The sequence below is a fragment of the Citrobacter sp. RHBSTW-00029 genome (assembly GCF_014104295.1).
Classification (GTDB): domain Bacteria; phylum Pseudomonadota; class Gammaproteobacteria; order Enterobacterales; family Enterobacteriaceae; genus Citrobacter; species Citrobacter youngae.
Genome location: NZ_JABXRT010000001.1, coordinates 701,796 through 723,676, shown reverse-complemented (window position 1 = coordinate 723,676; position 21,881 = coordinate 701,796). Strand labels below are relative to the sequence as shown.

Annotated in this window: 16 protein-coding genes; 6 read left to right on the top strand and 10 right to left on the bottom strand. The window is 53.9% G+C overall.

The window, feature by feature from the left end; genetic code table 11:
• Positions 1-96: 96 nt before the first annotated feature.
• Complete coding sequence (gene maeB / locus HV041_RS03425; RefSeq protein ID WP_048210958.1) at positions 97-2,376, bottom strand: NADP-dependent oxaloacetate-decarboxylating malate dehydrogenase; 2,280 nt, start codon at positions 2,374-2,376, stop codon at positions 97-99.
• A 279-nt stretch (positions 2,377-2,655) separates the two neighbouring features.
• Between maeB and tkt the strand changes: the two genes are divergently transcribed.
• Positions 2,656-4,650 (top strand): transketolase, encoded by a 1,995-nt coding sequence (gene tkt, locus HV041_RS03420; protein WP_121584880.1) that lies wholly within the window; start codon positions 2,656-2,658, stop codon positions 4,648-4,650.
• Positions 4,651-4,732: 82 nt separating this feature from the next.
• Here tkt and HV041_RS03415 read toward each other — a convergent pair whose 3' ends face one another.
• From HV041_RS03415 to aegA, 3 genes are all read right to left on the bottom strand, one after another.
• A complete protein-coding gene (locus HV041_RS03415) occupies positions 4,733-5,776 on the bottom strand; it encodes a DUF1176 domain-containing protein (protein WP_048212548.1) in 1,044 nt (347 codons plus the stop codon).
• Positions 5,777-5,900: 124 nt separating this feature from the next.
• The gene (nudK, locus tag HV041_RS03410) at positions 5,901-6,476 is read right to left on the bottom strand and encodes a GDP-mannose pyrophosphatase NudK (protein ID WP_061068315.1); all 576 of its coding nucleotides are present in this window, start codon (positions 6,474-6,476) and stop codon (positions 5,901-5,903) included.
• Positions 6,477-6,632: 156 nt separating this feature from the next.
• Positions 6,633-8,612, bottom strand: a complete 1,980-nt coding sequence (aegA, locus tag HV041_RS03405) for a formate-dependent uric acid utilization protein AegA (RefSeq protein ID WP_121584881.1) — start codon at positions 8,610-8,612, stop codon at positions 6,633-6,635.
• A 264-nt stretch (positions 8,613-8,876) separates the two neighbouring features.
• On the opposite strand from aegA, the gene narQ reads away from it, so the two are divergent.
• On the top strand, positions 8,877-10,574 hold the full coding sequence (gene narQ, locus HV041_RS03400) for a nitrate/nitrite two-component system sensor histidine kinase NarQ (RefSeq protein WP_048210954.1): 1,698 nt from the start codon (positions 8,877-8,879) through the stop codon (positions 10,572-10,574).
• 184 nt (positions 10,575-10,758) lie between these two features.
• Positions 10,759-13,872, top strand: a complete 3,114-nt coding sequence (gene acrD / locus HV041_RS03395) for a multidrug efflux RND transporter permease AcrD (RefSeq protein ID WP_121584882.1) — start codon at positions 10,759-10,761, stop codon at positions 13,870-13,872.
• 74 nt (positions 13,873-13,946) lie between these two features.
• Here acrD and ypfM read toward each other — a convergent pair whose 3' ends face one another.
• On the bottom strand, positions 13,947-14,006 hold the full coding sequence (ypfM, locus tag HV041_RS03390; protein WP_001386977.1) for a protein YpfM: 60 nt from the start codon (positions 14,004-14,006) through the stop codon (positions 13,947-13,949).
• A 388-nt stretch (positions 14,007-14,394) separates the two neighbouring features.
• Between ypfM and HV041_RS03385 the strand changes: the two genes are divergently transcribed.
• From HV041_RS03385 to HV041_RS03375, 3 genes are read left to right on the top strand one after another with little or no spacing between them, the layout of a single operon-like run.
• Positions 14,395-14,751: an ArsC family reductase gene (locus HV041_RS03385; protein ID WP_115601680.1), complete on the top strand. Its 357-nt coding sequence runs from the start codon at positions 14,395-14,397 to the stop codon at positions 14,749-14,751.
• A gap of 3 nt (positions 14,752-14,754) precedes the next feature.
• Positions 14,755-15,882 (top strand): succinyl-diaminopimelate desuccinylase, encoded by a 1,128-nt coding sequence (gene dapE / locus HV041_RS03380; RefSeq protein WP_116360853.1) that lies wholly within the window; start codon positions 14,755-14,757, stop codon positions 15,880-15,882.
• A 27-nt stretch (positions 15,883-15,909) separates the two neighbouring features.
• Positions 15,910-16,110, top strand: a complete 201-nt coding sequence (locus HV041_RS03375; RefSeq protein ID WP_003835080.1) for a YpfN family protein — start codon at positions 15,910-15,912, stop codon at positions 16,108-16,110.
• A gap of 98 nt (positions 16,111-16,208) precedes the next feature.
• Here the strand turns inward: HV041_RS03375 and ypfH are convergent, their stop codons facing one another.
• From ypfH to bamC, 5 genes are all read right to left on the bottom strand, one after another.
• On the bottom strand, positions 16,209-16,907 hold the full coding sequence (ypfH, locus tag HV041_RS03370) for an esterase (RefSeq protein ID WP_121584883.1): 699 nt from the start codon (positions 16,905-16,907) through the stop codon (positions 16,209-16,211).
• Between the two features lie 73 nt (positions 16,908-16,980).
• The gene (locus HV041_RS03365) at positions 16,981-18,996 is read right to left on the bottom strand and encodes a GNAT family N-acetyltransferase (protein WP_121584884.1); all 2,016 of its coding nucleotides are present in this window, start codon (positions 18,994-18,996) and stop codon (positions 16,981-16,983) included.
• 15 nt (positions 18,997-19,011) lie between these two features.
• Positions 19,012-19,878 carry a neutral zinc metallopeptidase gene (locus HV041_RS03360; protein ID WP_048210948.1) on the bottom strand — a complete coding sequence of 289 codons (867 nt, stop codon included), beginning with the start codon at positions 19,876-19,878 and terminating at the stop codon, positions 19,012-19,014.
• 128 nt (positions 19,879-20,006) lie between these two features.
• Positions 20,007-20,720: a phosphoribosylaminoimidazolesuccinocarboxamide synthase gene (purC, locus tag HV041_RS03355; RefSeq protein WP_003835086.1), complete on the bottom strand. Its 714-nt coding sequence runs from the start codon at positions 20,718-20,720 to the stop codon at positions 20,007-20,009.
• 111 nt (positions 20,721-20,831) lie between these two features.
• Positions 20,832-21,866 carry an outer membrane protein assembly factor BamC gene (gene bamC, locus HV041_RS03350; RefSeq protein ID WP_048210947.1) on the bottom strand — a complete coding sequence of 345 codons (1,035 nt, stop codon included), beginning with the start codon at positions 21,864-21,866 and terminating at the stop codon, positions 20,832-20,834.
• Between the last annotated feature and the right edge of the window lie 15 nt (positions 21,867-21,881).

Here is a 21,881-nt window from a genome sequence, read left to right as displayed (position 1 = left end):
ATTCGGCAACCAGGTTTAAAAGGTGAAGTGGATCACTAAGAAAAGGGAAATAAAAAGGCGCGGGAGAAACCCGCGCCGGAATTAATTAAAGTGAAATTACAGCGGCTGAGTCTGTGCTTCAACGACCGCCAGCGCCACCATATTAACGATACGACGAACAGAGGCGATCGGTGTTAATACGTGAACCGGTTTCGCTACGCCCATCAGTACCGGGCCAACCGTTACGCCCTCGGAACTTGAAACACGTAGTAAGTTGTAACTAATACGCGCGGCTTCCATATTCGGCATCACCAGAATATTGGCGGAGCCTTTCAGCGGGCTGTCCGGCATCCGGTCATTACGAATACTTTCCACCAGCGCGGCGTCACCGTGCATTTCACCGTCAATCATCAGTTCTGGCGCACGTGCCTTAATCAGCGCCAGCGCTTCGCGCATTTTGCTGGCCGACGGGCAGTTAGATGAACCAAAGTTGGAGTGCGACAGCAACGCTACCTTCGGTTCGATACCAAAGCGACGCACGGTTTCTGCCGCCATAATGGCGATTTCAGCCAGTTGATCCGGCGTCGGGTCGTCGTTGACGTAGGTATCGGCGATAAAGGTATTACCGCTTGGCAGCAGCAGCGCGTTCATTGCCCCCGCCGTATGCACACCGTCACGGTGACCGAATACCGCGTTCACCACGCTGAAGTGCTCGTGGTAGTCGCCGATCGTACCGCAGATCATCGCATCCGCTTCACCGCGCTGCACCATGATCGCACCAATCACCGTGGTATTAGCAATCACCGCCCGCTGCGCCTGCTCCTGGGTGATCCCACGGCGCTTCATGATCTGATAATACTCACTCCAGTACTCTTTAAAGCGCGGATCGGATTCATTGTTGACTATTTCAAAATCAACGCCCGCTTTGATCTGCAGACCCAGTTTCTGGATGCGCATCTCGATCACGCTCGGACGACCAATCAGGATCGGCTTCGCCAGACCTAAAGTGATCAATTCCTGGGTGGCGTGCAGCACACGCGCCTCTTCCCCTTCCGTCAATACCACGCGCTTCGGCGCTTTGCGTGCCAGCGAGAAAATCGGCTTCATGAACAAGTTAGTTTTGTAGACAAACTCACTCAGCTTATCGATGTAAGCATCAAAGTCGGCAATCGGGCGCGTCGCCACGCCAGAGTCCATCGCCGCCTTCGCCACCGCAGGCGCTATTTTGACGATCAGGCGCGGGTCGAACGGTTTAGGAATAATATATTCCGGGCCAAAGCTCAGGTCCTGATCGCCATAGGCTGAGGCCACAACTTCGCTCTGCTCGGCATGCGCCAGTTCCGCAATCGCATGTACCGCGGCCAGCTTCATCTCTTCGTTGATGGCGGTAGCACCGACGTCCAGCGCGCCGCGGAAGATGAACGGGAAGCACAGCACGTTGTTAACCTGGTTCGGATAATCAGAGCGGCCGGTGCAGATGATGGCGTCGGGACGTACCTCTTTTGCCAGCGGCGGCAGAATTTCCGGTTCCGGGTTAGCGAGTGCAAGAATCATCGGCGCGCGCGCCATTTTCTTGACCATTTCCTGGGTCAGCACTTTCGGGCCGGAGCAACCGAGGAAAATGTCTGCGCCATCAATCACGTCGTCCAGCGTGCGCTTACCGTCATCCACCACCGCGTAGGCCGCTTTGGTTTCGGCCATATTCGGTTCACGATCTTTATAAATCACGCCTTTGGAGTCGCAGACCACAATGTTGTGTTTCTGCATGCCCAGCGCCACTAGCAGGTTCATACAGGCAATCGCCGCCGCGCCTGCGCCAGACACCACCATGCGCACGTCGGAGATATTTTTCTCCACCACCCGCAGACCGTTAAGAATGGCGGCGGTACTGATGATTGCCGTGCCGTGCTGATCGTCGTGGAAGACCGGAATATTCATGCGCTCACGCAGCTTTTGCTCAATGTAGAAGCATTCCGGCGCTTTGATATCTTCGAGGTTGATACCGCCAAACGTCGGCTCAAGAGCCGCGACCACGTTGATAAATTTATCCGGATCGAGTTCATCAACTTCGATGTCAAACACGTCAATTCCGGCGAATTTCTTAAACAGAACGCCTTTCCCTTCCATCACCGGCTTGCCAGCCAGCGCGCCAATGTTGCCCAGCCCCAGCACCGCCGTACCGTTGGAAATAACCGCAACCAGATTACCGCGCGCGGTGTATTTGTAGGCGGCCAGCGGGTCTTTTTCAATTTCCAGACACGGAGCTGCAACACCGGGTGAATAGGCCAGCGCAAGGTCACGTTGAGTGGCAAGCGGTTTGGTCGGAGAAACCTGAATTTTGCCTGGTACTGGAAATTCGTGGAAATCGAGGGCGCTTTGTTTTAACTGGTCATCCATCTTGTTGTTCCTTTCACGTATCGATCAAAAAAGTGTCGCAGGTAACCCTTCTATTGAGCCGCACATTATCACCTCTGTCAGCGGCGCAAACTTTGAAGGTCGCCAAACTCTCACTACTCAAAGAAAGAATTTGTTATCAATTTATAACAGCCATGTTACCTGCTTAAGCCAGCAATACCATGCCTGTCTGCTATGCTTTTTGCTGACAACGCCTGCAAATTCTCCAAAAGTGTGAATTAACACACGCTCTAACGCTTTACTTTTCAAGGAGTATTTCCTATGACCCGTAAAGAGCTTGCCAATGCCATTCGTGCGCTGAGTATGGATGCCGTCCAAAAAGCCAACTCAGGCCATCCCGGCGCACCGATGGGAATGGCAGATATCGCCGAAGTGCTGTGGAACGATTTTCTCCGCCATAACCCGACCGATCCCACCTGGTACGATCGTGACCGGTTTATTCTGTCCAACGGCCACGCCTCAATGCTGCTTTACAGCCTATTGCATCTTTCCGGTTACGACCTGCCGATCGAAGAATTAAAGAACTTCCGTCAGCTCCATTCGAAGACGCCAGGTCACCCGGAAATTGGCTACACGCCGGGCGTGGAAACCACCACCGGACCGCTGGGCCAGGGTTTAGCCAACGCTGTCGGAATGGCGATTGCCGAACGCACGCTGGCGGCGCAGTTTAACCAGCCGGACCATGAGATTGTCAGCCACTTTACTTATGTCTTTATGGGCGACGGTTGTCTGATGGAGGGGATTTCCCACGAAGCCTGTTCGCTGGCGGGCACGCTGGGGCTTGGCAAACTTATCGGCTTCTACGATCACAACGGCATCTCAATTGATGGCGAAACTGACGGCTGGTTTACCGACGATACTGCAAAACGCTTTGAGGCCTACCACTGGCATGTAGTGCACGACATTGACGGTCATGACCCTGAGGCGGTGAAAAAAGCCATTCAGGAAGCGCAGGCTGTTACCGATAAACCGTCGCTGATTATCTGCCGCACGGTGATTGGTTTTGGCTCACCGAATAAAGCAGGGAAAGAGGAAGCGCACGGCGCTGCGCTGGGCGAAGAAGAAGTGGCGTTGACCCGGCAGAAACTGGGGTGGCATCATCCTGCTTTTGAAATCCCCAAAGAGATTTACCGGGCATGGGACGCACGCGAGAAAGGCGAAAAAGCGCAACAGGGCTGGAAGGAGAAATTCGCAGCTTACGAACAAGCCTACCCGGAACTGGCGGCAGAGTTCACTCGCCGGATGAGCGGCGGACTGCCTAAGGAGTGGGAAGCAACAACCCAGAAATATATTACCGACCTGCAAGCCAACCCAGCCAAAATAGCCACCCGTAAAGCTTCGCAAAATACCCTGAACGCCTATGGGCCGATACTGCCAGAACTGCTCGGCGGCTCGGCGGATCTGGCACCCAGCAACCTGACCATCTGGAAAGGCTCCTCCTCTCTTAAAGAGGATCATGCAGGAAACTACATCCACTACGGCGTGCGGGAATTTGGCATGACCGCCATTGCCAATGGTATCGCGCACCACGGGGGCTTCGTACCGTACACTGCCACGTTCCTGATGTTTGTCGAATATGCCCGCAATGCCGCGCGCATGGCGGCGCTGATGAAAGCCCGACAAATTATGGTTTATACCCACGACTCAATTGGTCTGGGGGAAGACGGTCCCACGCATCAGGCCGTCGAACAGCTCGCCAGCCTGCGACTGACGCCGAATTTCAGCACCTGGCGACCGTGCGATCAGGTTGAGGCGGCAGTGGGTTGGAAGCTGGCAGTCGAGCGTCATAACGGCCCTACGGCGCTGATCCTCTCCAGGCAGAATCTGGCACAGGTTGAACGCACGCCTGAGCAGGTGCAGCAGATTGCCCGCGGCGGCTATGTGCTGAAGGATAGCGGCGGTAAGCCGGATGTCATCCTGATTGCCACAGGTTCAGAAATGGAAATTACATTGCTGGCGGCGGAAAAACTGACCGGTGAAGGCCGTAACGTACGGGTAGTTTCTCTGCCCTCAACTGATATCTTCGACGCCCAGGATGAGGCGTACCGGGAGTCGGTCCTGCCGGCAAACGTCAGCGCACGCGTGGCGATAGAAGCGGGTATTGCCGACTATTGGTACAAATATGTCGGCCTGAAAGGGGCTATTGTCGGCATGACCGGTTATGGGGAATCTGCCCCGGCAGACAAGCTGTTCCCGTTCTTCGGCTTTACGGTGGAGAACATCGTCGACAAAGCGCATAAGGTGCTGAACACCTGATGGCGACGCTCACGCGTCTTATCAGGCCTACGACATCTATCACCATCAGGCCGTATAAGGCGCAGTCGCATCCGGCATTAAATTAACGCGTAATCCACAGCGTGGGCCAGGCATCTGGTCCATGCCAGTTATCACAGCTTGGCTCTTGTGCGTAACGCACCAAACGAAAGCGCTGGCCGTCAAACCGCCAGCGAGTCTGGATCCCGCAGTCCGATAAACCTCGCCCTTTGGCGAGAGTGACCAATTCGCGAGATTTCTCGTCAAACGTAGCGTTGGTCAGCTCCATGTCGGTACTGTCAGCATCGGTTTTAAATGGCAGGCTCAGACGTACAGCGCGAGAGGTAAACGGTGTGGTACGAGAAACGGTCCATGCCAGATCGATCGTGTTGTATGCCCCTGCTTCGCAGCCGATCATCAGCAGAGCTTTGTCGTCCGTTAAGGCGAAAACCCGCATCTCACGACGCATGGGATCGAGTGAACAGCGGATGCCATTGATCCGCCAGTTGCCATAATCCAACAGCTCATTACGCTCCTGTTGAGTGAGTGGCGTTGGCGTGGAATTAACCACCGCCACACCTTTCAGAGCGGGAGCTGGCGGAACGCTGAGCGGCGGCTCGTCACCTTTCTCAATCCAGGCGGTTTCGCTACCGACGCGCTTTTGTTGCGCATCAATAAACAACAATGCTGCTTTCAGCCCAGACAGAGAAAGCGTTTGCGTACCTTTTTGCAGGGTAATGGCTTTCGCATCCTGCACGGCTTGTAAAAATGTAGCGATGGTAGCCGGATCATCCGTCATCAAATGCCAGGGCGTAAGACGCCAGTGTTCACCGGCCAGTGGGAGTGGCGCGCCGTCCAGCAGCAAGCGCGGCGCAATATCTGCCTCTTTGACATCAGGAGAATCCATACCGCCAAGTTCAATACGCAACACGGCATCGGTATGTGCCCCGGCGCTGCGGCTCAGGGTCATCACCAGACCGTGATGATCTCCCGTATTTCGCGCCACGCAGAAGTTTTGGTTATTGCACGTCACCTGCCAGTCAGCAAACGCCTGTTGCGCAGGCGCCGCCCACAGCAAATGGGCCGGTAGCAGGCCGAGCAGGAACACGAAAATAATGCGATAGCGCATGGACGGTACAACTCCGAAATCAAAACACACAGCCCAGGCGGTATCTTCCTTGCGCGACTAATGAGGCTCAATAAGAATCGTCGGATTGGCCTGTATCTTTGTAAAGAAATATAAGCCCTGATCGCTAATCCATAAGATGCGACGATTGCAGGTAGTTCAGTAGCAGCACCGTTTTCCCGTCGCGAATCTCGCCCGTTTTGATCATCGACAGTGCCTGTTCAAAAGGCAATTCCAGTACTTCAATATCCTCATCTTCAATACCGCCACCCGCATTTGCGCGCTGACTGTCACTGTATTGCGCGATAAAAAAGTGGATTATCTCCGTCACGCCACCCGGCGACATATATAACTCAAAAAGTTTCCGTGCTTCGCCCACTTCATAGCCAGTCTCTTCAATGGCTTCTTTACGAATGCAAACTTCCGGCTCATCGTTGTCCAGCAACCCGGCGCAGGCTTCAATCAATTGTCCACTTTCATTGCCGTTAACCCAGGTCGCAATACGAAACTGACGGGTCAGCACGACGGTTTTTTTCTCCGGGTTATACAGCAAAACTGTGGCGCCGTTACCGCGATCGTAAACCTCACGTTTGTGGCGAATGACCTCGCCATTGCTGCGGGTCAGGTCATAGGTGATATTGCGCAGGATGAAGTAGTTATCGGACAGGACTTTATCTTTGATGAGGGTGATTTTTTGCGACATACCGACTCCACGGTGAGAAGTGAGAAATAATACTACGCCGTGAAACCGGGTTTGTCCTGGAACTATGAATGCCTGATAAGCAAAGCGCCATCAGGCATTCATCCGGCACATTGCCGGATGGCAACGCTAACGCGTTTTATCCGGCCTGGACGCTGATTAGTGAGATTTGACTGATTTTACACCCAGCCAATCAATGATGCCTTGTGCGGCATGCCGCCCTTCCGCCATCGCTGTAACAACCAGATCCGCACCGCGAACCGCATCACCACCGGCAAAGATTTTCGGGTTGCTGGTTTGATAACGGTATGCGCTTTCAACATCGGCGGCAATACGTCCCCAGTTATCGACCTTCACACCCTGACTCTCGAGCCACGGCATGCCATGCGGGTGAAAACCAAACGCCATGATCACCGCATCTGCTGGCATGACAAACTCACTCCCGGCGATGGGAACCGGGCGACGACGCCCCTGCGCATCAGGCTCACCGAGCTGGGTTCGTAAGAAACGCACGCCGCTGACGCGACCGTCGGCATTCAGCACCAGCTCCACCGGCTGGACGTTAAACTCGAAATTGGCCCCCTCTTCACGCGCGTTCTTCACCTCTTTTTTCGAACCCGGCATGTTGGCTTCATCACGACGATAGGCGCAGGTCACCTGGCTTGCACCGTGACGCAGCGCGGTACGTACACAATCCATCGCCGTATCACCGCCGCCCAGCACGACCACGTTCAGCCCTGCGGTGTCGATAAACGGCTCTTCAGGCAACTCGTCCAGCCCCATCACCTGCTTGGTATTGGCAATCAGGAACGGCAGCGCGTCATACACGCCAGGCGCGTCTTCATTCGGCAGATCCGCCTTCATCGAGCGATAAGTCCCGACGCCCACAAACACGGCATCGTAGTCCTCGAGTAACGCGGCCAGCGCCACGTCCTTGCCGACCTCACAGTTCAGCTCGAAATGAATACCCATGGCGCTGAAGATTTCACGGCGACGCGTCAGCAGCGATTTGTCCAGTTTGAAGGCCGGAATGCCGAACGTCAGCAAACCGCCGATTTCGGGGTGGCGATCGTACACGGTAGCGCTGATACCGCTACGCGCCAGCACATCCGCGCAGGCCAGGCCCGCCGGACCTGCGCCGATGATGGCAACGCGTTTATCGACTTTCTGCACATGGCTTAGGTCGGGTCGCCATCCTTTGCTCAGCGCCCGATCGGAGATGTAACGCTCAATATTACCGATAGTCACCGCGCCATGCTCGTTACGCACGGTACAGGCTCCTTCGCAGAGTCGGTCCTGCGGGCACACGCGCCCGGTCACTTCGGGTAAGCAGTTGGTCTGGTGAGAAAGCTCAACCGCCGCATCGATATTCCCGGCTTTTACCAGTTCAATCCACTGCGGGATGTGGTTATGCAGCGGGCAGGTCCATTCGCAAATACTGTGGTCGCCGCATTTCAGGCAGCGGGACGCTTCCCGTTCAGCCTGCACTGTGCGAAACGGCAGATAGATCTCTTCAAAACTGGTTTTACGCGCCTCAATCGGCAGTTTATCCGGCTCGCCACGCGCAGGCGTCGCCTGCATTTGCTCACGTTTGGTGATGATATGTGGAACAAAATCGGTAGCGCTGGTATGCCATGGCTGGCTTTCCAGACTGGCGGTACGCAACCTGCGCGCTTTTGACAGACCGGTAAGCGAATTCTCCGTCACCAGTTGCAACGCCTGCGCCGGACAGTTCTCCACGCAAGCCGGGCCCTCTTCACGCCCATGACACAGGTCGCATTTGTGCGCCGTTGCTTTTACCTTTCCTTTAGCGACCGGAGTGAGTACGATCTGCATCGTACCAAAAGGACAGGCCACGGCGCACGATTTGCAGCCAATACACTTTTGCGCATTTACCTGAACGCTGTCGTACTCATGACTAATGGCCCCATTCGGGCAACTTCTGGCGCAGGGGGCATCTTCACAGTGGTGGCAGGTGACTGCACTGCGTTGTTGCTGATGCTTGATGACAGTAATCCGGGGCTGAAAATGCCGTTGGCTCAGGACATGCTGCTCGCCGTTGTGGGCCATGACACATGCGACCTCACAGGCGTGGCATCCCAGGCACTGTTGGCTATTGACCATAATAAAACGATTCATGGCTTCCTTCTTTTTTGGTTGCGAAAACCTTATTCTTTATATGACTGTTGTTATTAACCGACCCTGAAGAGGGCGGCAATGTTCATTTGCCCAGGAAGCACAACTATTTATCCAGAACCTGTGGCAGATCAATTTATTTCATCGAATATGAAATTGTGTTTCATTTAACAATCAGTTTCATGATTACTTTTTTAACATTTATCAAATACGCTGAATCGTTCAGGTTGAGTCGGAGCGTGGCGTGAATTGTGTGAGGGTGCGCAAGTGACGGTAAAGCGTCCGGTCTCAGCCAGCCTGGCTAAGGCTTTTTTCTATATAGTGTTGCTGTCGATTCTCTCAACGGGTATTGCACTGCTTACGCTGACCAGCAGCTTGCGGGATGCTGAGGCCATCAACGTTGCGGGCTCATTGCGCATGCAAAGCTACCGTTTGGGTTACGATCTGCAAAGCCAAAGCCCACAGCTCAACGCTCACCGCCAGCTTTTCCAGCAGGCGTTAAACTCGCCCGCATTACAAAATCTGAACGCATGGTATGTCCCGCAAGCGGTAAAAAGCCGCTATGGCCGCCTGCATGCCAACTGGCTGGAAATGAACGCCCGTCTGATCGATGGCGATTTAAAATGGTACCAGGCCAATATCAATAGCTATGTCGATCAAATCGATCTCTTCGTGCTGGCACTTCAGCATTATGCCGAACGCAAGGTGATGTTGGTTTTTGGCATATCGCTGGCGGGGGGGATCGGCATCTTCACCCTCGTCTTCTTTACGCTACGGCGTATTCGCCAGCAGGTGGTGCGTCCGCTGAATAAGCTGGTGATGGCCAGCCAGCATATTGAACACGGTCGGTTTGATATCTCACCGCTGGATACACAACTCCCCAACGAACTGGGATTACTGGCAAAAACGTTTAGCCAGATGTCGAGTGAGTTGCATAAGCTGTACCGTTCACTGGAAGCCTCCGTCGCCGAGAAAACCCACGATCTCCACGAAGCCAATCGCCGTCTGGAAGTGTTATATCAATGTTCCCAGGCACTGAATACCAGCCAGATTGATGTGTACTGCTTCCGCCATATTTTACAGATTGTCCGCGAACATGACGCCGCGTATTTCCTGGAGCTCACCGTCGGTGATAACTGGCGAATCAGCGAAGGAACGGCAAGCCCTGAACTGCCAATGCAGATCCTGCCCGTCACGATGCAAGATACAGTTTACGGTGAACTGCACTGGCAAAGCCCGAATGTGAATGCTTCCACACCACTGCTCAACAGCGTATCAACTATGCTCGGGCGCGGGCTGTACTTCAACCAGGCGCAAAAGCATTTTCAGCAACTGCTGCTAATGGAAGAGCGAGCAACTATCGCCCGCGAGCTGCACGACTCGCTGGCGCAGGTGCTCTCTTATTTACGTATTCAGCTTACGCTACTGAAACGCGCTATTCCGCAGGATAACGTTCCGGCGCAAAGCATCATGGCGGACTTCTCCCAGGCGCTGAATGATGCTTATCGCCAATTGCGCGAACTGCTTACCACCTTCCGCCTGACCTTACAGCAGGCCGATTTGCCTTCTGCCCTGCATGAAATGCTGGAAACGTTGCAAAATCAAACATCGGCTAAACTGACTCTCGATTGTCGACTGCCAACACTGGCACTGGACGCGCAAATGCAGGTGCATCTGTTACAAATCGTCCGTGAAGCGGTGCTGAATGCCATTAAGCATGCCAATGCCAGCGAAATTGCTGTCAGCTGTGTTACCGCGCCGGATGGTAATCATACCGTTTATATCCGTGATAACGGTGTCGGTATCGGTGAGCCTCATGAGCCTACGGGGCACTACGGTCTGAATATCATGCGTGAGCGTGCAGAGAGACTCAGCGGTACGCTGACCTTCTCGCAACCTTCCGGCGGGGGAACGCTGGTGAGTATCAGTTTCCGTTCAGCTGAATCAGACAGTGAGCTAACGTAAAGAACCGCAAAGCGCCGTCGGGTCTGGATCCAGGCCTGATGGCGTTGGCACGAAAGGTATGCTGTAAACGGGCATGATAATTTACATTATCTTCTTTTTTTCTCCACGTTTGACCCGTACCTTGCCGCTAAAGTGAAGCAAGCCATACCCATAACGATACGCAGAAACACGAGGTCCTCTTTTAATGGCGAATTTTTTCATCGATCGCCCCATTTTTGCCTGGGTGTTAGCTATCCTGTTGTGCCTGACAGGAGCCCTGGCTATTTTTTCGCTGCCCGTTGAGCAATATCCCGACCTGGCACCGCCAAACGTGCGGGTCACCGCCAACTATCCTGGCGCATCGGCTCAGACTCTGGAAAACACCGTCACCCAGGTGATCGAGCAGAACATGACCGGTCTCGATAACCTGATGTATATGTCGTCGCAGAGCAGCGGGACAGGCCAGGCTACGGTGACGCTTAGCTTCGTTGCCGGAACCGATCCTGACGAGGCCGTCCAGCAGGTGCAAAACCAGCTGCAATCGGCAATGCGTAAGCTGCCGCAGGCGGTACAGGATCAGGGGGTCACGGTGCGTAAGACCGGGGACACCAATATTCTGACAATCGCCTTCGTCTCCACCGATGGCTCAATGGATAAGCAGGACATCGCCGACTACGTGGCGAGTAATATTCAGGACCCGCTTAGCCGTATTAACGGTGTAGGGGATATTGATGCTTACGGTTCACAGTACTCGATGCGTATCTGGCTCGACCCGGCCAAACTTAACAGCTTTCAGATGACCGCCAAAGATGTGACTGACGCTATTGAATCACAGAATGCGCAAATTGCGGTTGGGCAGCTTGGCGGTACGCCTTCGGTGGACAAACAGGCGCTAAATGCGACGATCAACGCCCAGTCCCTGCTGCAAACGCCGGATGAATTCCGTGCAATTACGCTTCGCGTTAACCAGGACGGGTCTGAAGTTAAACTGGGCGACGTCGCCACGGTTGAAATGGGTGCGGAAAAGTACGACTACCTTAGCCGGTTTAATGGCAACCCGGCTTCCGGTCTGGGGGTGAAACTGGCCTCCGGCGCCAATGAAATGGCAACGGCAGAGCTGGTGCTTAACCGCCTTGACGAACTGTCACAGTATTTCCCGCACGGGCTGGAATACAAGGTCGCGTATGAAACCACCTCCTTTGTTAAAGCCTCAATTATCGACGTGGTGAAAACGCTGCTGGAAGCCATCGCGCTGGTATTCCTCGTGATGTATCTGTTCCTGCAAAACTTCCGCGCCACGCTTATCCCGACCATCGCCGTTCCCGTCGTCCTGATGGGCACCTTCTCCGTGCTTTATGGTTTTGGCTACAGCGTTAACACCTTAACAATGTTTGCAATGGTGCTGGCAATTGGCCTGCTGGTCGATGATGCCATCGTGGTGGTGGAAAACGTCGAGCGTATTATGAGTGAGGAAGGCCTCTCACCGCGTGAAGCGACGCGAAAATCGATGGGGCAAATCCAGGGAGCGCTGGTCGGTATCGCCATGGTGCTGTCGGCGGTGTTTATCCCGATGGCCTTCTTCGGTGGCACGACAGGGGCTATTTACCGCCAGTTCTCAATTACTATCGTCTCCGCAATGGTGCTGTCTGTTCTGGTGGCGATGATCCTGACCCCTGCCCTGTGCGCTACGCTACTTAAACCGCTGCATAAAGGTGAGCATCATGGTCAAACAGGCTTCTTCGGCTGGTTTAATCGGATGTTTAACCGCAACGCTGAGCGTTACGAAAAAGGCGTTGCGCGGATCCTGCATCGCAGCCTGCGCTGGATACTGATCTACGGACTGCTGCTTGGCGGCATGGTGTTCCTGTTCCTGCGCCTGCCAACGTCCTTCTTGCCGTTAGAAGACCGCGGGATGTTTACCACCTCGGTACAGTTGCCGAGCGGCTCCACGCAGCAGCAAACGTTGAAAGTGGTTGAGGAAGTCGAGAAGTACTACTTCACCCACGAAAAAGACAACATTATGTCCGTCTTCTCCACGGTCGGTTCCGGCCCTGGCGGGAACGGTCAAAACGTGGCGCGTATGTTTGTCCGCTTAAAAGACTGGGATGAGCGAGATACCACTACCGGTACCTCCTTTGCCATTATCGAGCGTGCAACCAAAGCCTTCAATAAGATTAAAGAAGCCCGCGTCTTCGCCAGCAGTCCTCCGGCGATTAGCGGCCTCGGAAGCTCTGCCGGTTTCGATATGGAGCTGCAGGACCACGCCGGTGCAGGCCATGACGCGTTAATGGCCGCACGCGACAAATTAATTGAGCTTGCCGGGAACGACTCTTCACTGACCCGTGTTCGTCATAACGGCCTGGATGACAGTCCGCAACTGCAAATTGATATCGATCAGCGTAAAGCTCAGGCGCTGGGCGTTTCCATTGATGACATCAACGACACATTGCAAACGGCGTGGGGCTCCAGTTACGTAAACGACTTTATGGACAGGGGCCGCGTGAAGAAGGTTTACGTCCAGGCTGCGGCAAAATACCGCATGCTCCCGGACGATATAAACCTGTGGTACGTGCGCAACAATAGCGGCGGCATGGTGCCTTTCTCGGCCTTTGCCACATCGCGCTGGGAAACCGGTTCACCGCGTCTGGAACGCTATAACGGCTACTCCGCCGTCGAGATCGTCGGCGAAGCCGCCCCCGGCGTCAGCACTGGTACTGCGATGGACATCATGGAATCGCTGGTGCGCCAGTTGCCGACCGGATTCGGCCTCGAATGGACAGCGATGTCTTATCAGGAACGGTTATCGGGATCTCAGGCTCCTGCCCTGTACGCTATTTCACTGTTGGTCGTGTTCCTGTGTCTGGCTGCGCTATACGAGAGCTGGTCGGTTCCCTTCTCCGTTATGCTGGTCGTACCGTTGGGTGTCATTGGCGCGCTGTTGGCGACCTGGATGCGTGGTCTGGAAAACGATGTGTACTTCCAGGTCGGGTTACTCACCGTTATCGGGCTATCGGCGAAGAACGCAATATTGATTGTTGAATTCGCTAATGAGATGAACGAAAAAGGACACGATCTGCTCGATGCCACACTGCATGCCTGTCGCCAGCGCTTGCGTCCGATTCTGATGACGTCGCTGGCGTTTATCTTCGGGGTACTGCCGATGACAATCAGCAGCGGTGCTGGCTCCGGCGGTCAGCATGCGGTGGGAACTGGCGTAATGGGCGGGATGATTTCAGCCACGATCCTGGCGATTTACTTCGTGCCTCTGTTCTTTGTGCTGGTACGCAGACGCTTCCCGTTGAAACCACGCCCGGAATAATCGGGCACAAAAAAGGCGACTTACGATGAGTCGCCTTTTTCATCCTTTGCAGGATATGAATTTCTTCCAGAAAATTATTTACGAAGCATCACTTCGATAAAGTCTTTCCAGTTCCCCAGTTCACGTTCAATCATAACAACCTCTCTTATTATTATGAGCATTCTACGAAATCATCCTCATTAAAAGAAGATAATTTAACCGATGGTTGTGATTACATCCTCCAGTGCTTGGGGTCATGTCATCACTATGCGCTATACCCATAAATTTTATGTGACTCACTGCAATATTTTGAAATATTCACACATAATCTACGACTTTGACAATTTTGATGGAAAAACAGACTGATGCAAACAGGTTAATTCTGAAATACCGATCGACGTGAAATTTTGGAACTTTCAGGAATCATTATTCACCGTTGTTCAACAATGTTATATTTTTCTATAACGAATGAATGACAATATGTATTATCAGAAACGCGAGAATACAAGAATAAGTATTCAAAATACGTTAATAAGGATTCACATGATCACCCTCTACGGCATTAAGAATTGCGATACAATTAAAAAGGCCCGACGCTGGCTGGAAACGCAGGGTATTGACTACCGCTTCCATGATTATCGTGTCGACGGTCTGGACAACACGCTGTTACAGTCCTTTATCAACGAGTTAGGCTGGGAGGCGCTGCTCAATACGCGGGGAACCACCTGGCGCAAACTGGATGAAGCAACGCGTAATCAAATCACTAATGCCACTGCTGCCGCCTCATTGATGATTGAAATGCCTGCAATTATCAAACGCCCATTGCTCTGCGCGCCGGGTAAGCCTATGCTGCTTGGTTTCAGCGAATCCAGTTATACGCAGTTTTTTAATGAGGTGTAATCTATGTCGTGCCCGGTTATTGAGCTGACACAGCAGCTTATTCGCCGTCCATCTCTGAGCCCGGATGATGCCGGGTGCCAGGCGTTAATGATTGAACGCCTGCGTGCGGTAGGTTTTACCGTTGAGCGAATGGATTTTGGTGACACACAGAATTTTTGGGCATGGCGCGGAAAAGGTGAGACCCTGGCATTTGCCGGTCACACCGACGTAGTGCCCGCAGGCGATGTTGATCGGTGGATCAATCCGCCGTTTGAACCGACCATTCGCGACGGCATGCTGTTCGGACGCGGTGCGGCCGATATGAAAGGTTCGCTGGCGGCAATGGTCGTGGCCGCAGAGCGTTTTGTCGCACAGCATCCAGACCATCAGGGTCGTCTGGCGTTTTTGATAACCTCTGACGAAGAAGCCAGCGCTAAAAACGGCACCGTGAAGGTGGTTGAAACGCTGATGGCGCGTAATGAGCGGCTGGATTATTGCCTGGTCGGTGAGCCGTCCAGCACCGAAATCGTCGGTGACGTGGTGAAAAATGGACGTCGTGGTTCACTGACCTGCAACCTGACCATTCATGGCGTGCAGGGCCACGTAGCCTACCCACATCTGGCCGATAACCCGGTGCACCGGGCTGCGCCAATGCTCAATGAGCTGGTGGCGATTGAGTGGGATCAAGGCAATGAGTTCTTCCCGGCAACCAGCATGCAGATTGCCAATATTCAGGCGGGCACGGGCAGCAACAACGTCATCCCTGGCGAACTGTTTATTCAGTTCAACTTCCGTTTCAGCACCGAATTAAACGACGAAATGATTAAGTCGCGGGTATTGGAACTGTTGGACAAGCACCAACTGCGTTACACAATAGACTGGTGGCTTTCCGGTCAACCGTTCCTGACCGAACGCGGTAAACTGGTGGATGCAGTGGTGAACGCCATTGAGCACTATAATGAGATTAAACCGCAGTTACTGACGACAGGCGGGACATCCGACGGGCGCTTTATTGCCCGCATGGGGGCACAGGTGGTGGAACTTGGGCCGGTCAATGCCACCATTCATAAAATAAATGAATGCGTCAATGCCGCCGACCTGCAGCTGCTTGCCCGTATGTATCAACGTATCATGGAACAACTCGTCGCCTGATGAGTGTTCCTGCAAGAGGAAATGAGCATGGACTGGCTGGCAAAATATTGGTGGATTTTAGTGCTGGTGTTTCTGGTGGGGGTACTGCTGAATGTGATCAAAGATCTTAAGCGTGTCGACCACAAGAAGTTTCTCGCCAATAAACCGGAACTTCCCCCGCATCGTGATTTTAACGATAAATGGGACGATGACGACGATTGGCCGAATAAGGATCAGCCGAAGAAATAATTTGTAGGCCGGATAACACATATCACGTTGCTATCCGGCACTATCACTGACTGTCATGCCGGATGGCGGCTTCGCCTTATCCGGCCTACGGTTATCAATCAGATCATTTCAACCACATCATCATCGTGAGGCTTACCACCGCTCAGCGCTTCATCAAAGTAGTGCTTCGGTACGGTAAAGCGCAGATGATCAAGCGCGAACTGCATGCTGTGCTCATCAATGGCGTGCCCCAGATTTTCGACGATATCCAGAGTCACATCCCCACCTGCACGAATTAACGCTTCCTGCGCAGCAACCGCATGAGATAACTCAATCACCCGATCTTCACCGCCGTGAATCAAATGCACTGTGGTCGCGGTGGTAGCGGCTTCCGGCAAGGTGGCGTAACGACCATTAAAGGCAATGACCCGCGATGCCAGCCCTGGCTCAGCTTTAATACTCTCGAGTGACATAATCGCCCCTTGCGAAAAGCCAATCAGCGCGGTGGCCTGAGGTGACACACCACTCTGTTTCTGCCAATAGCGAACGGTTTCGATAAACACCGGCATGATGGCATCAATACGCGCCTGACGGTTCTCTTCTGTTACACCCTGAACAGAAAACCATTGACGCCCACCGGCAGCGCTATAAGGCTCAGCGCCACCAATACTGACAATCAGCGCGTCCGGAAACAGTGGTGCAAACCAGGAACCAATTTCGCCCATGGCAACCGGGTTATCGCCGACGCCATGAAACAGCAACAGTAGCTGTTGAGCGGGTTTATCGGGACTTTGAACAACAAAATGGTCATGTTTCATGGCGATCTCCTTAACTGATGAGAATTATTCTACGCCGCTTAACCGCAATGACCATGCCAGGAAATTGAAGAAGTTAGTGAAAAAATTGCCATTGCATAATGCGATTACGTAACCGTTGCTGACGTTCGGTATCCAACTGCGCTAACGCCTGTGCCGCCTCCTCACGCTGAACCAGCAGCAATGCTTTGCGCCCCGAGACCTTCAGCCGCTTGCACAGTTCTGCGTCACTGCATTTTTCCTGTAAACGCCCACGCAGCGCCGGGAGAGGCTGTTCACAGTGCTGGAGAAGACGGCTTAAGCAACCGAGTGAGGTGAGTAACGGCCGATGCGCGAAGGCAAACCCTGCCAGCTCATCCCAGTCATCATCATTAAGCGTAGACTCTTTCAGTGGGACGACCGGGATACACTCATCATTCCATTGTGCGAGGATCGCCGCATCGCGACGCAATCGCTGATGCTCCCGCTCAGCCAGACGCTGCCCGGCATCACTGATGGGAAGCAACGCCATTGCCGTATAGCACCCGCTGCTGGCTTCACGATGATTCCCCATTCGCACCATGACAAAACCGCATCGCTGCCAAAAACGCCACAATTCGGCCGTATAACCAAAACTGACGGAAAGATAGTCACACTGCGAGGAATACTGATGGGCCTGCATAATCAGCTGTTGCCCGATACCTTCCCGCTGGCGAGCGGGATGAACCGCAATTCGACTAACTCGTCTCCCGACGAGCGTCGCCGCCAACGGGTCACCACCATGCGCCGCCAGTGACTGCGCAACCAGATTGCCTCTTGGCCGGCGATATCCTGCCCAAACGGCCTGGCTTAATTCTGCGGATAATCCCCCTTCATCGACCAACCAGACGGCTCCCGCGACCGAGCCAGCAGCCGAAGCATGCAGAAAATGCTGACCTGGTGCATCCATCATGCGTCGCAGGTCCAGCGGTGAGGTACGGTAATGCGCCCCGGAAAGCAGTTGGTAGACCGCCAGAGGCAGATGCGGATTGTGATGCCAGGCGGTCGACTCAAAGGCAGAGAAGTGGATATTGCCCTGAGGGGGATGCGAAAAGGTTTCGTCGTCGAACACCAGTGCCTCACTGACGATTTTTTCCAGCGGGCACCCCAGAGCCCAACGCGCTGGCTGCTGCAACTCATAGCGTCGCAGATTCGGAAAGCGGGCGCAGAATTTTAGCAAAAAACCTCTGCCGGTCCCCTCGTAGCCCTGTACGGTGGTGGTTAACAGCGTGCGGGGAAAACGCGCCACCAGTTGGTGTAGCAGCGGCGCGGGGATCGCGGCGGCTTCATCCACGATCAGCCAGTCTGCAGTTGCAGTACTGCTTAACAGCGCGTCCGGCGCCATAAAGCAGTAGCGTTCCCCAGCAAATTGCGCCAGTACATCCGTTGCCGCTTTCGCCGGAGCGGTAACAATAGCCGTCCCCGTCATGCGCGAAATCAACTGTCCTGCCAGCGCAGATTTACCCCGGCCACGCGCGGCGGTCACCGCAACCACACCCGGAGGCATATCCAGCAAATGATGTAAAATCTTCGCCTGTTCCGGCAGGGGATCGCCGTTTGCCGCCTGCCAGTCTGCCCGTACAGGAAAGTGCGGATAGGATTTCGCCTGATGCTGTTGCCAGTGCAACGTTTCCCCTTCACGAGTCACGGCTCGCCTGAAGTGTTCAACAAAGTGCGGTGTTGGGATAGGTTCGGCGCAGTCGCTCCAGCGCAGGGAATCCATGTCCGGAGACGTTTGCCAGGCCTGCCAGGGTGGGGTCAGCAACACCAGCCAACTCCCGGCGCGGAGCGTGCCGCTGAGTGCGGCAAACGCCGCCGCGTCAAATCCCTGTCCGGCGTCGAAAACCGCATGACGAAACTCGCGCCCCAGTAACGTTTGCAGCGCCTGTGGTGTGCAACCTGGCTCTGCGGGGGCTGTTGCCCCTACCCACAGCCAGTCGCCGGGCAATGTTTTGCGTAGCGCTAACGCTTGCGCCTGGCACCAGTTTTCTTCGCCGCTGATGACCAGCAGACGACGGATTCCTTCTCTGGCCATGCGTTCAGTGAGCGCACTCAGTGCTGCATTGTCAGACATCCCTGCCTCAATATCTTAAATGCCTTTGCCAAAAGTATTACATTGTCCCGGATCGCCACTGTCAAAGCCGCGTTTAAACCAAGTGTAACGTTGCTGCGAGGTTCCGTGAGTAAAACTATCGGGCACAACGCGCCCTTGCCCCTGCTGTTGCAAACGATCATCACCAATGGCCTGAGCGGCGTTTAGCGCCTCTTCCAGATCGCCAGATTCAAGTACACCCTGCTGCTGCATACTGTGACCCCAGACACCGGCAAAGCAATCTGCCTGCAGCTCCATACGAACGGAAAGGCGATTCACTTCGGCCTGAGAGGCATTTTGCTGCATCTGACGAACTTTCGGTTCAATGCCCAGTAGTTTTTGCACATGGTGGCCTACTTCGTGCGCGATGACATAGCCCTGAGCAAAATCGCCATCAGCGCCCAGCTTGTTTTTCATGTCATCATAGAATGAGAGGTCGATATACACCGTACCATCCGCCGGGCAATAAAACGGCCCCATCACGGACTGGCCCGCACCGCAGCCGGTACGCGTCGCGCCACGATACATCACCAGCTTCGGCTGTTGGTAGGTCCGGCCCATTTTTTCAAACTGCTGCCCCCAGGTATCTTCGGTCGTTGCCAGTATCACCGAGGTGAATTTTGCCGCTTCATCATCATTTGGGCTAATGGAGTGTGATGATTGCTGTTGGGATACAGGTTGGCCGGTCATTAATCCGGTAAGATCCACGCCATAATAGCCCGCGACAAGCACCACAATCAGCAGGATGATGCCGCCTTTACCACTGGGCAAACGAAAACCCGGTCCGCCCATAGAAGGGCCGCCGCCGGCGCTGTTTCGTCTGTCTTCCACATTGTCACTTTCACGACGCCCTTGCCAGCGCATAATCACCTCAACTTTTTATTCATTATGATGATGATCGTAGGCGGTTCGGAACAGGATTACCATAAGAAACAGTAATCAAAATCGGCGGGATTGATGAGCCGGAGAGCGATCGCCGGCTCAGGGGGGCGTTAGTCTAACTTCACACCCAGACGATGCGCGACAGCTTCATAGGCTTCGATCAGGCCGCCCAGACTCTGGCGGAAGCGATCTTTGTCCATTTTATCCAGCGTTTCTTTGTCCCACAGACGGCTACCGTCCGGTGAGAATTCGTCGCCCAGCACGACTTCGCCTTTGTACAAGCCAAACTCAAGTTTGAAGTCGACCAGAATCAGACCAGCATCATCAAACATCTTTTTCAGCACGTCGTTGGCTTTGTAAGTCAGCTCTTTCATACGTGCCAGATTCTCTTTGCTCACCCAACCAAAAGTTTCGCAATAGGAATCGTTAATCATTGGATCGTGCATAGCATCGTTTTTCAGGAACAGATCAAACAACGGCGGATTCAGTTCAATACCTTCCTCAACGCCTAAACGCTTAACCAGTGAGCCTGCCGCGCGGTTACGTACCACACATTCAACCGGTACCATCTCCAGTTTTTTCACCAGACATTCAGTATCGGATAGCAGTCGCTCCATCTGGGTAGGAATGCCTGCTTCTTGCAGTTTGGTCATAATGAAATGGTTGAATTTGTTATTCACCATACCTTTACGGTCAAACTGTTCAATGCGCGCGCCATCCCCTGCTGACGTATCATTGCGGAATTCGAGCACCAACAGGTCCGGGTTTTCCGTGCTGTATACGGTCTTCGCTTTACCACGATACAACTCAGCTTGCTTTTGCATCTTTATTACTCCTGGGTGTGAATTAACGATAAATATTGCGTTTTTCTGCCGACGCACACGTTTGCGTATCATATCAGAAAAAAAGGGCTGGAGTTATCCAGCCCTTTATTTTTACTTACTGAACGCTGCCTGGAAGACGGCGACCAGCGCGTCGTTCTGGCTTTGCGTCAGGGTATGCCCCTTAGGATCGATAAACTGCAAACTACTGCGGTTGTCTAAATCACCGACCTGCAGTTTGTAGTCGCCGGATACCAGACCCGGATCGCTCGCGCCCAGCTCCTGCCAGTTACTGTCTGACAGTGGTTTGTAAGTCACAGCGATGCTGCCCTGAGAACGGGTGCTGTCGGTCACTTTCATCCCCACTTTTTCCAGCGCTGCCGGCAGACGCTGCCATACCACGTTGAACGGTCCACGTACCACCAGCATCGGTAAACCGGTGTCATCTGCAGCACTCTGAACGTCCATAGTCGCGGCAGAACGGTTCTGCGCGGCATTCGCGGCGTCGGTGGCGTTCTTATCCAGACCAGCAGAGATAACGTTCATCATCTCAGCGCTGTAACGCTGCATTGATGCCGCATCGGCTACCGGTTTACCTGCCTGCTCGAGGTTAATCAGTTTCACCGTCACCGCTTGCTGATAGCCCTGCGGTTTAACCGAGATTTGATAACGCCCACGGTACTGTTCGTCTTCATCCAGACGGTTCCAGTCAACCCAATCGGTAGTCAGCGTCTGGCTGGCATCATCACGTTTGGCGATGGTGTAGTTTTTAGACTGAACAACGCTCACGACCTGCGGCCACAGCGTGTTGCCACGACCATTTTCCACCAGCAATGTCGCTGTATCGCCCGCGATCTGAGTACGGGCGCCAGTAACTAATGCTAACGGCTGAGCCGGTGGGCGAATATCCAGCGCTTTACCCACGGCACCGCTGCCGTTGGTTACCGGGATGTTATAGTCGCCGGTCATAACCGGCAGAATCATCCCAGCTGGCGCGTGAAGCTCAGCAAGCGGTGCGGCCTCCAGATAGGATTCATCACCGCTCACCTGGCGCTTATAGCGCGAGTCAGAACTACAGGCCGCGAGCAACATAACAAGCGAAACACCCGCAACCTTGGCCAGGCGCGACTTTTGTACTGAGTAAGCCATCAAATCTCCCTAAAC

Coding starts and splice junctions, on each gene's coding strand:
- maeB (WP_048210958.1), bottom strand. CDS start 2,376: ATGGATGACCAGTTAAAACAAAGCGCCCTCGATTTCCACGAATTTCCA.
- tkt (WP_121584880.1), top strand. CDS start 2,656: ATGACCCGTAAAGAGCTTGCCAATGCCATTCGTGCGCTGAGTATGGAT.
- HV041_RS03415 (WP_048212548.1), bottom strand. CDS start 5,776: ATGCGCTATCGCATTATTTTCGTGTTCCTGCTCGGCCTGCTACCGGCC.
- nudK (WP_061068315.1), bottom strand. CDS start 6,476: ATGTCGCAAAAAATCACCCTCATCAAAGATAAAGTCCTGTCCGATAAC.
- aegA (WP_121584881.1), bottom strand. CDS start 8,612: ATGAATCGTTTTATTATGGTCAATAGCCAACAGTGCCTGGGATGCCAC.
- acrD (WP_121584882.1), top strand. CDS start 10,759: ATGGCGAATTTTTTCATCGATCGCCCCATTTTTGCCTGGGTGTTAGCT.
- HV041_RS03385 (WP_115601680.1), top strand. CDS start 14,395: ATGATCACCCTCTACGGCATTAAGAATTGCGATACAATTAAAAAGGCC.
- dapE (WP_116360853.1), top strand. CDS start 14,755: ATGTCGTGCCCGGTTATTGAGCTGACACAGCAGCTTATTCGCCGTCCA.
- HV041_RS03375 (WP_003835080.1), top strand. CDS start 15,910: ATGGACTGGCTGGCAAAATATTGGTGGATTTTAGTGCTGGTGTTTCTG.
- ypfH (WP_121584883.1), bottom strand. CDS start 16,907: ATGAAACATGACCATTTTGTTGTTCAAAGTCCCGATAAACCCGCTCAA.
- HV041_RS03365 (WP_121584884.1), bottom strand. CDS start 18,996: ATGTCTGACAATGCAGCACTGAGTGCGCTCACTGAACGCATGGCCAGA.
- HV041_RS03360 (WP_048210948.1), bottom strand. CDS start 19,878: ATGCGCTGGCAAGGGCGTCGTGAAAGTGACAATGTGGAAGACAGACGA.
- purC (WP_003835086.1), bottom strand. CDS start 20,720: ATGCAAAAGCAAGCTGAGTTGTATCGTGGTAAAGCGAAGACCGTATAC.
- bamC (WP_048210947.1), bottom strand. CDS start 21,866: ATGGCTTACTCAGTACAAAAGTCGCGCCTGGCCAAGGTTGCGGGTGTT.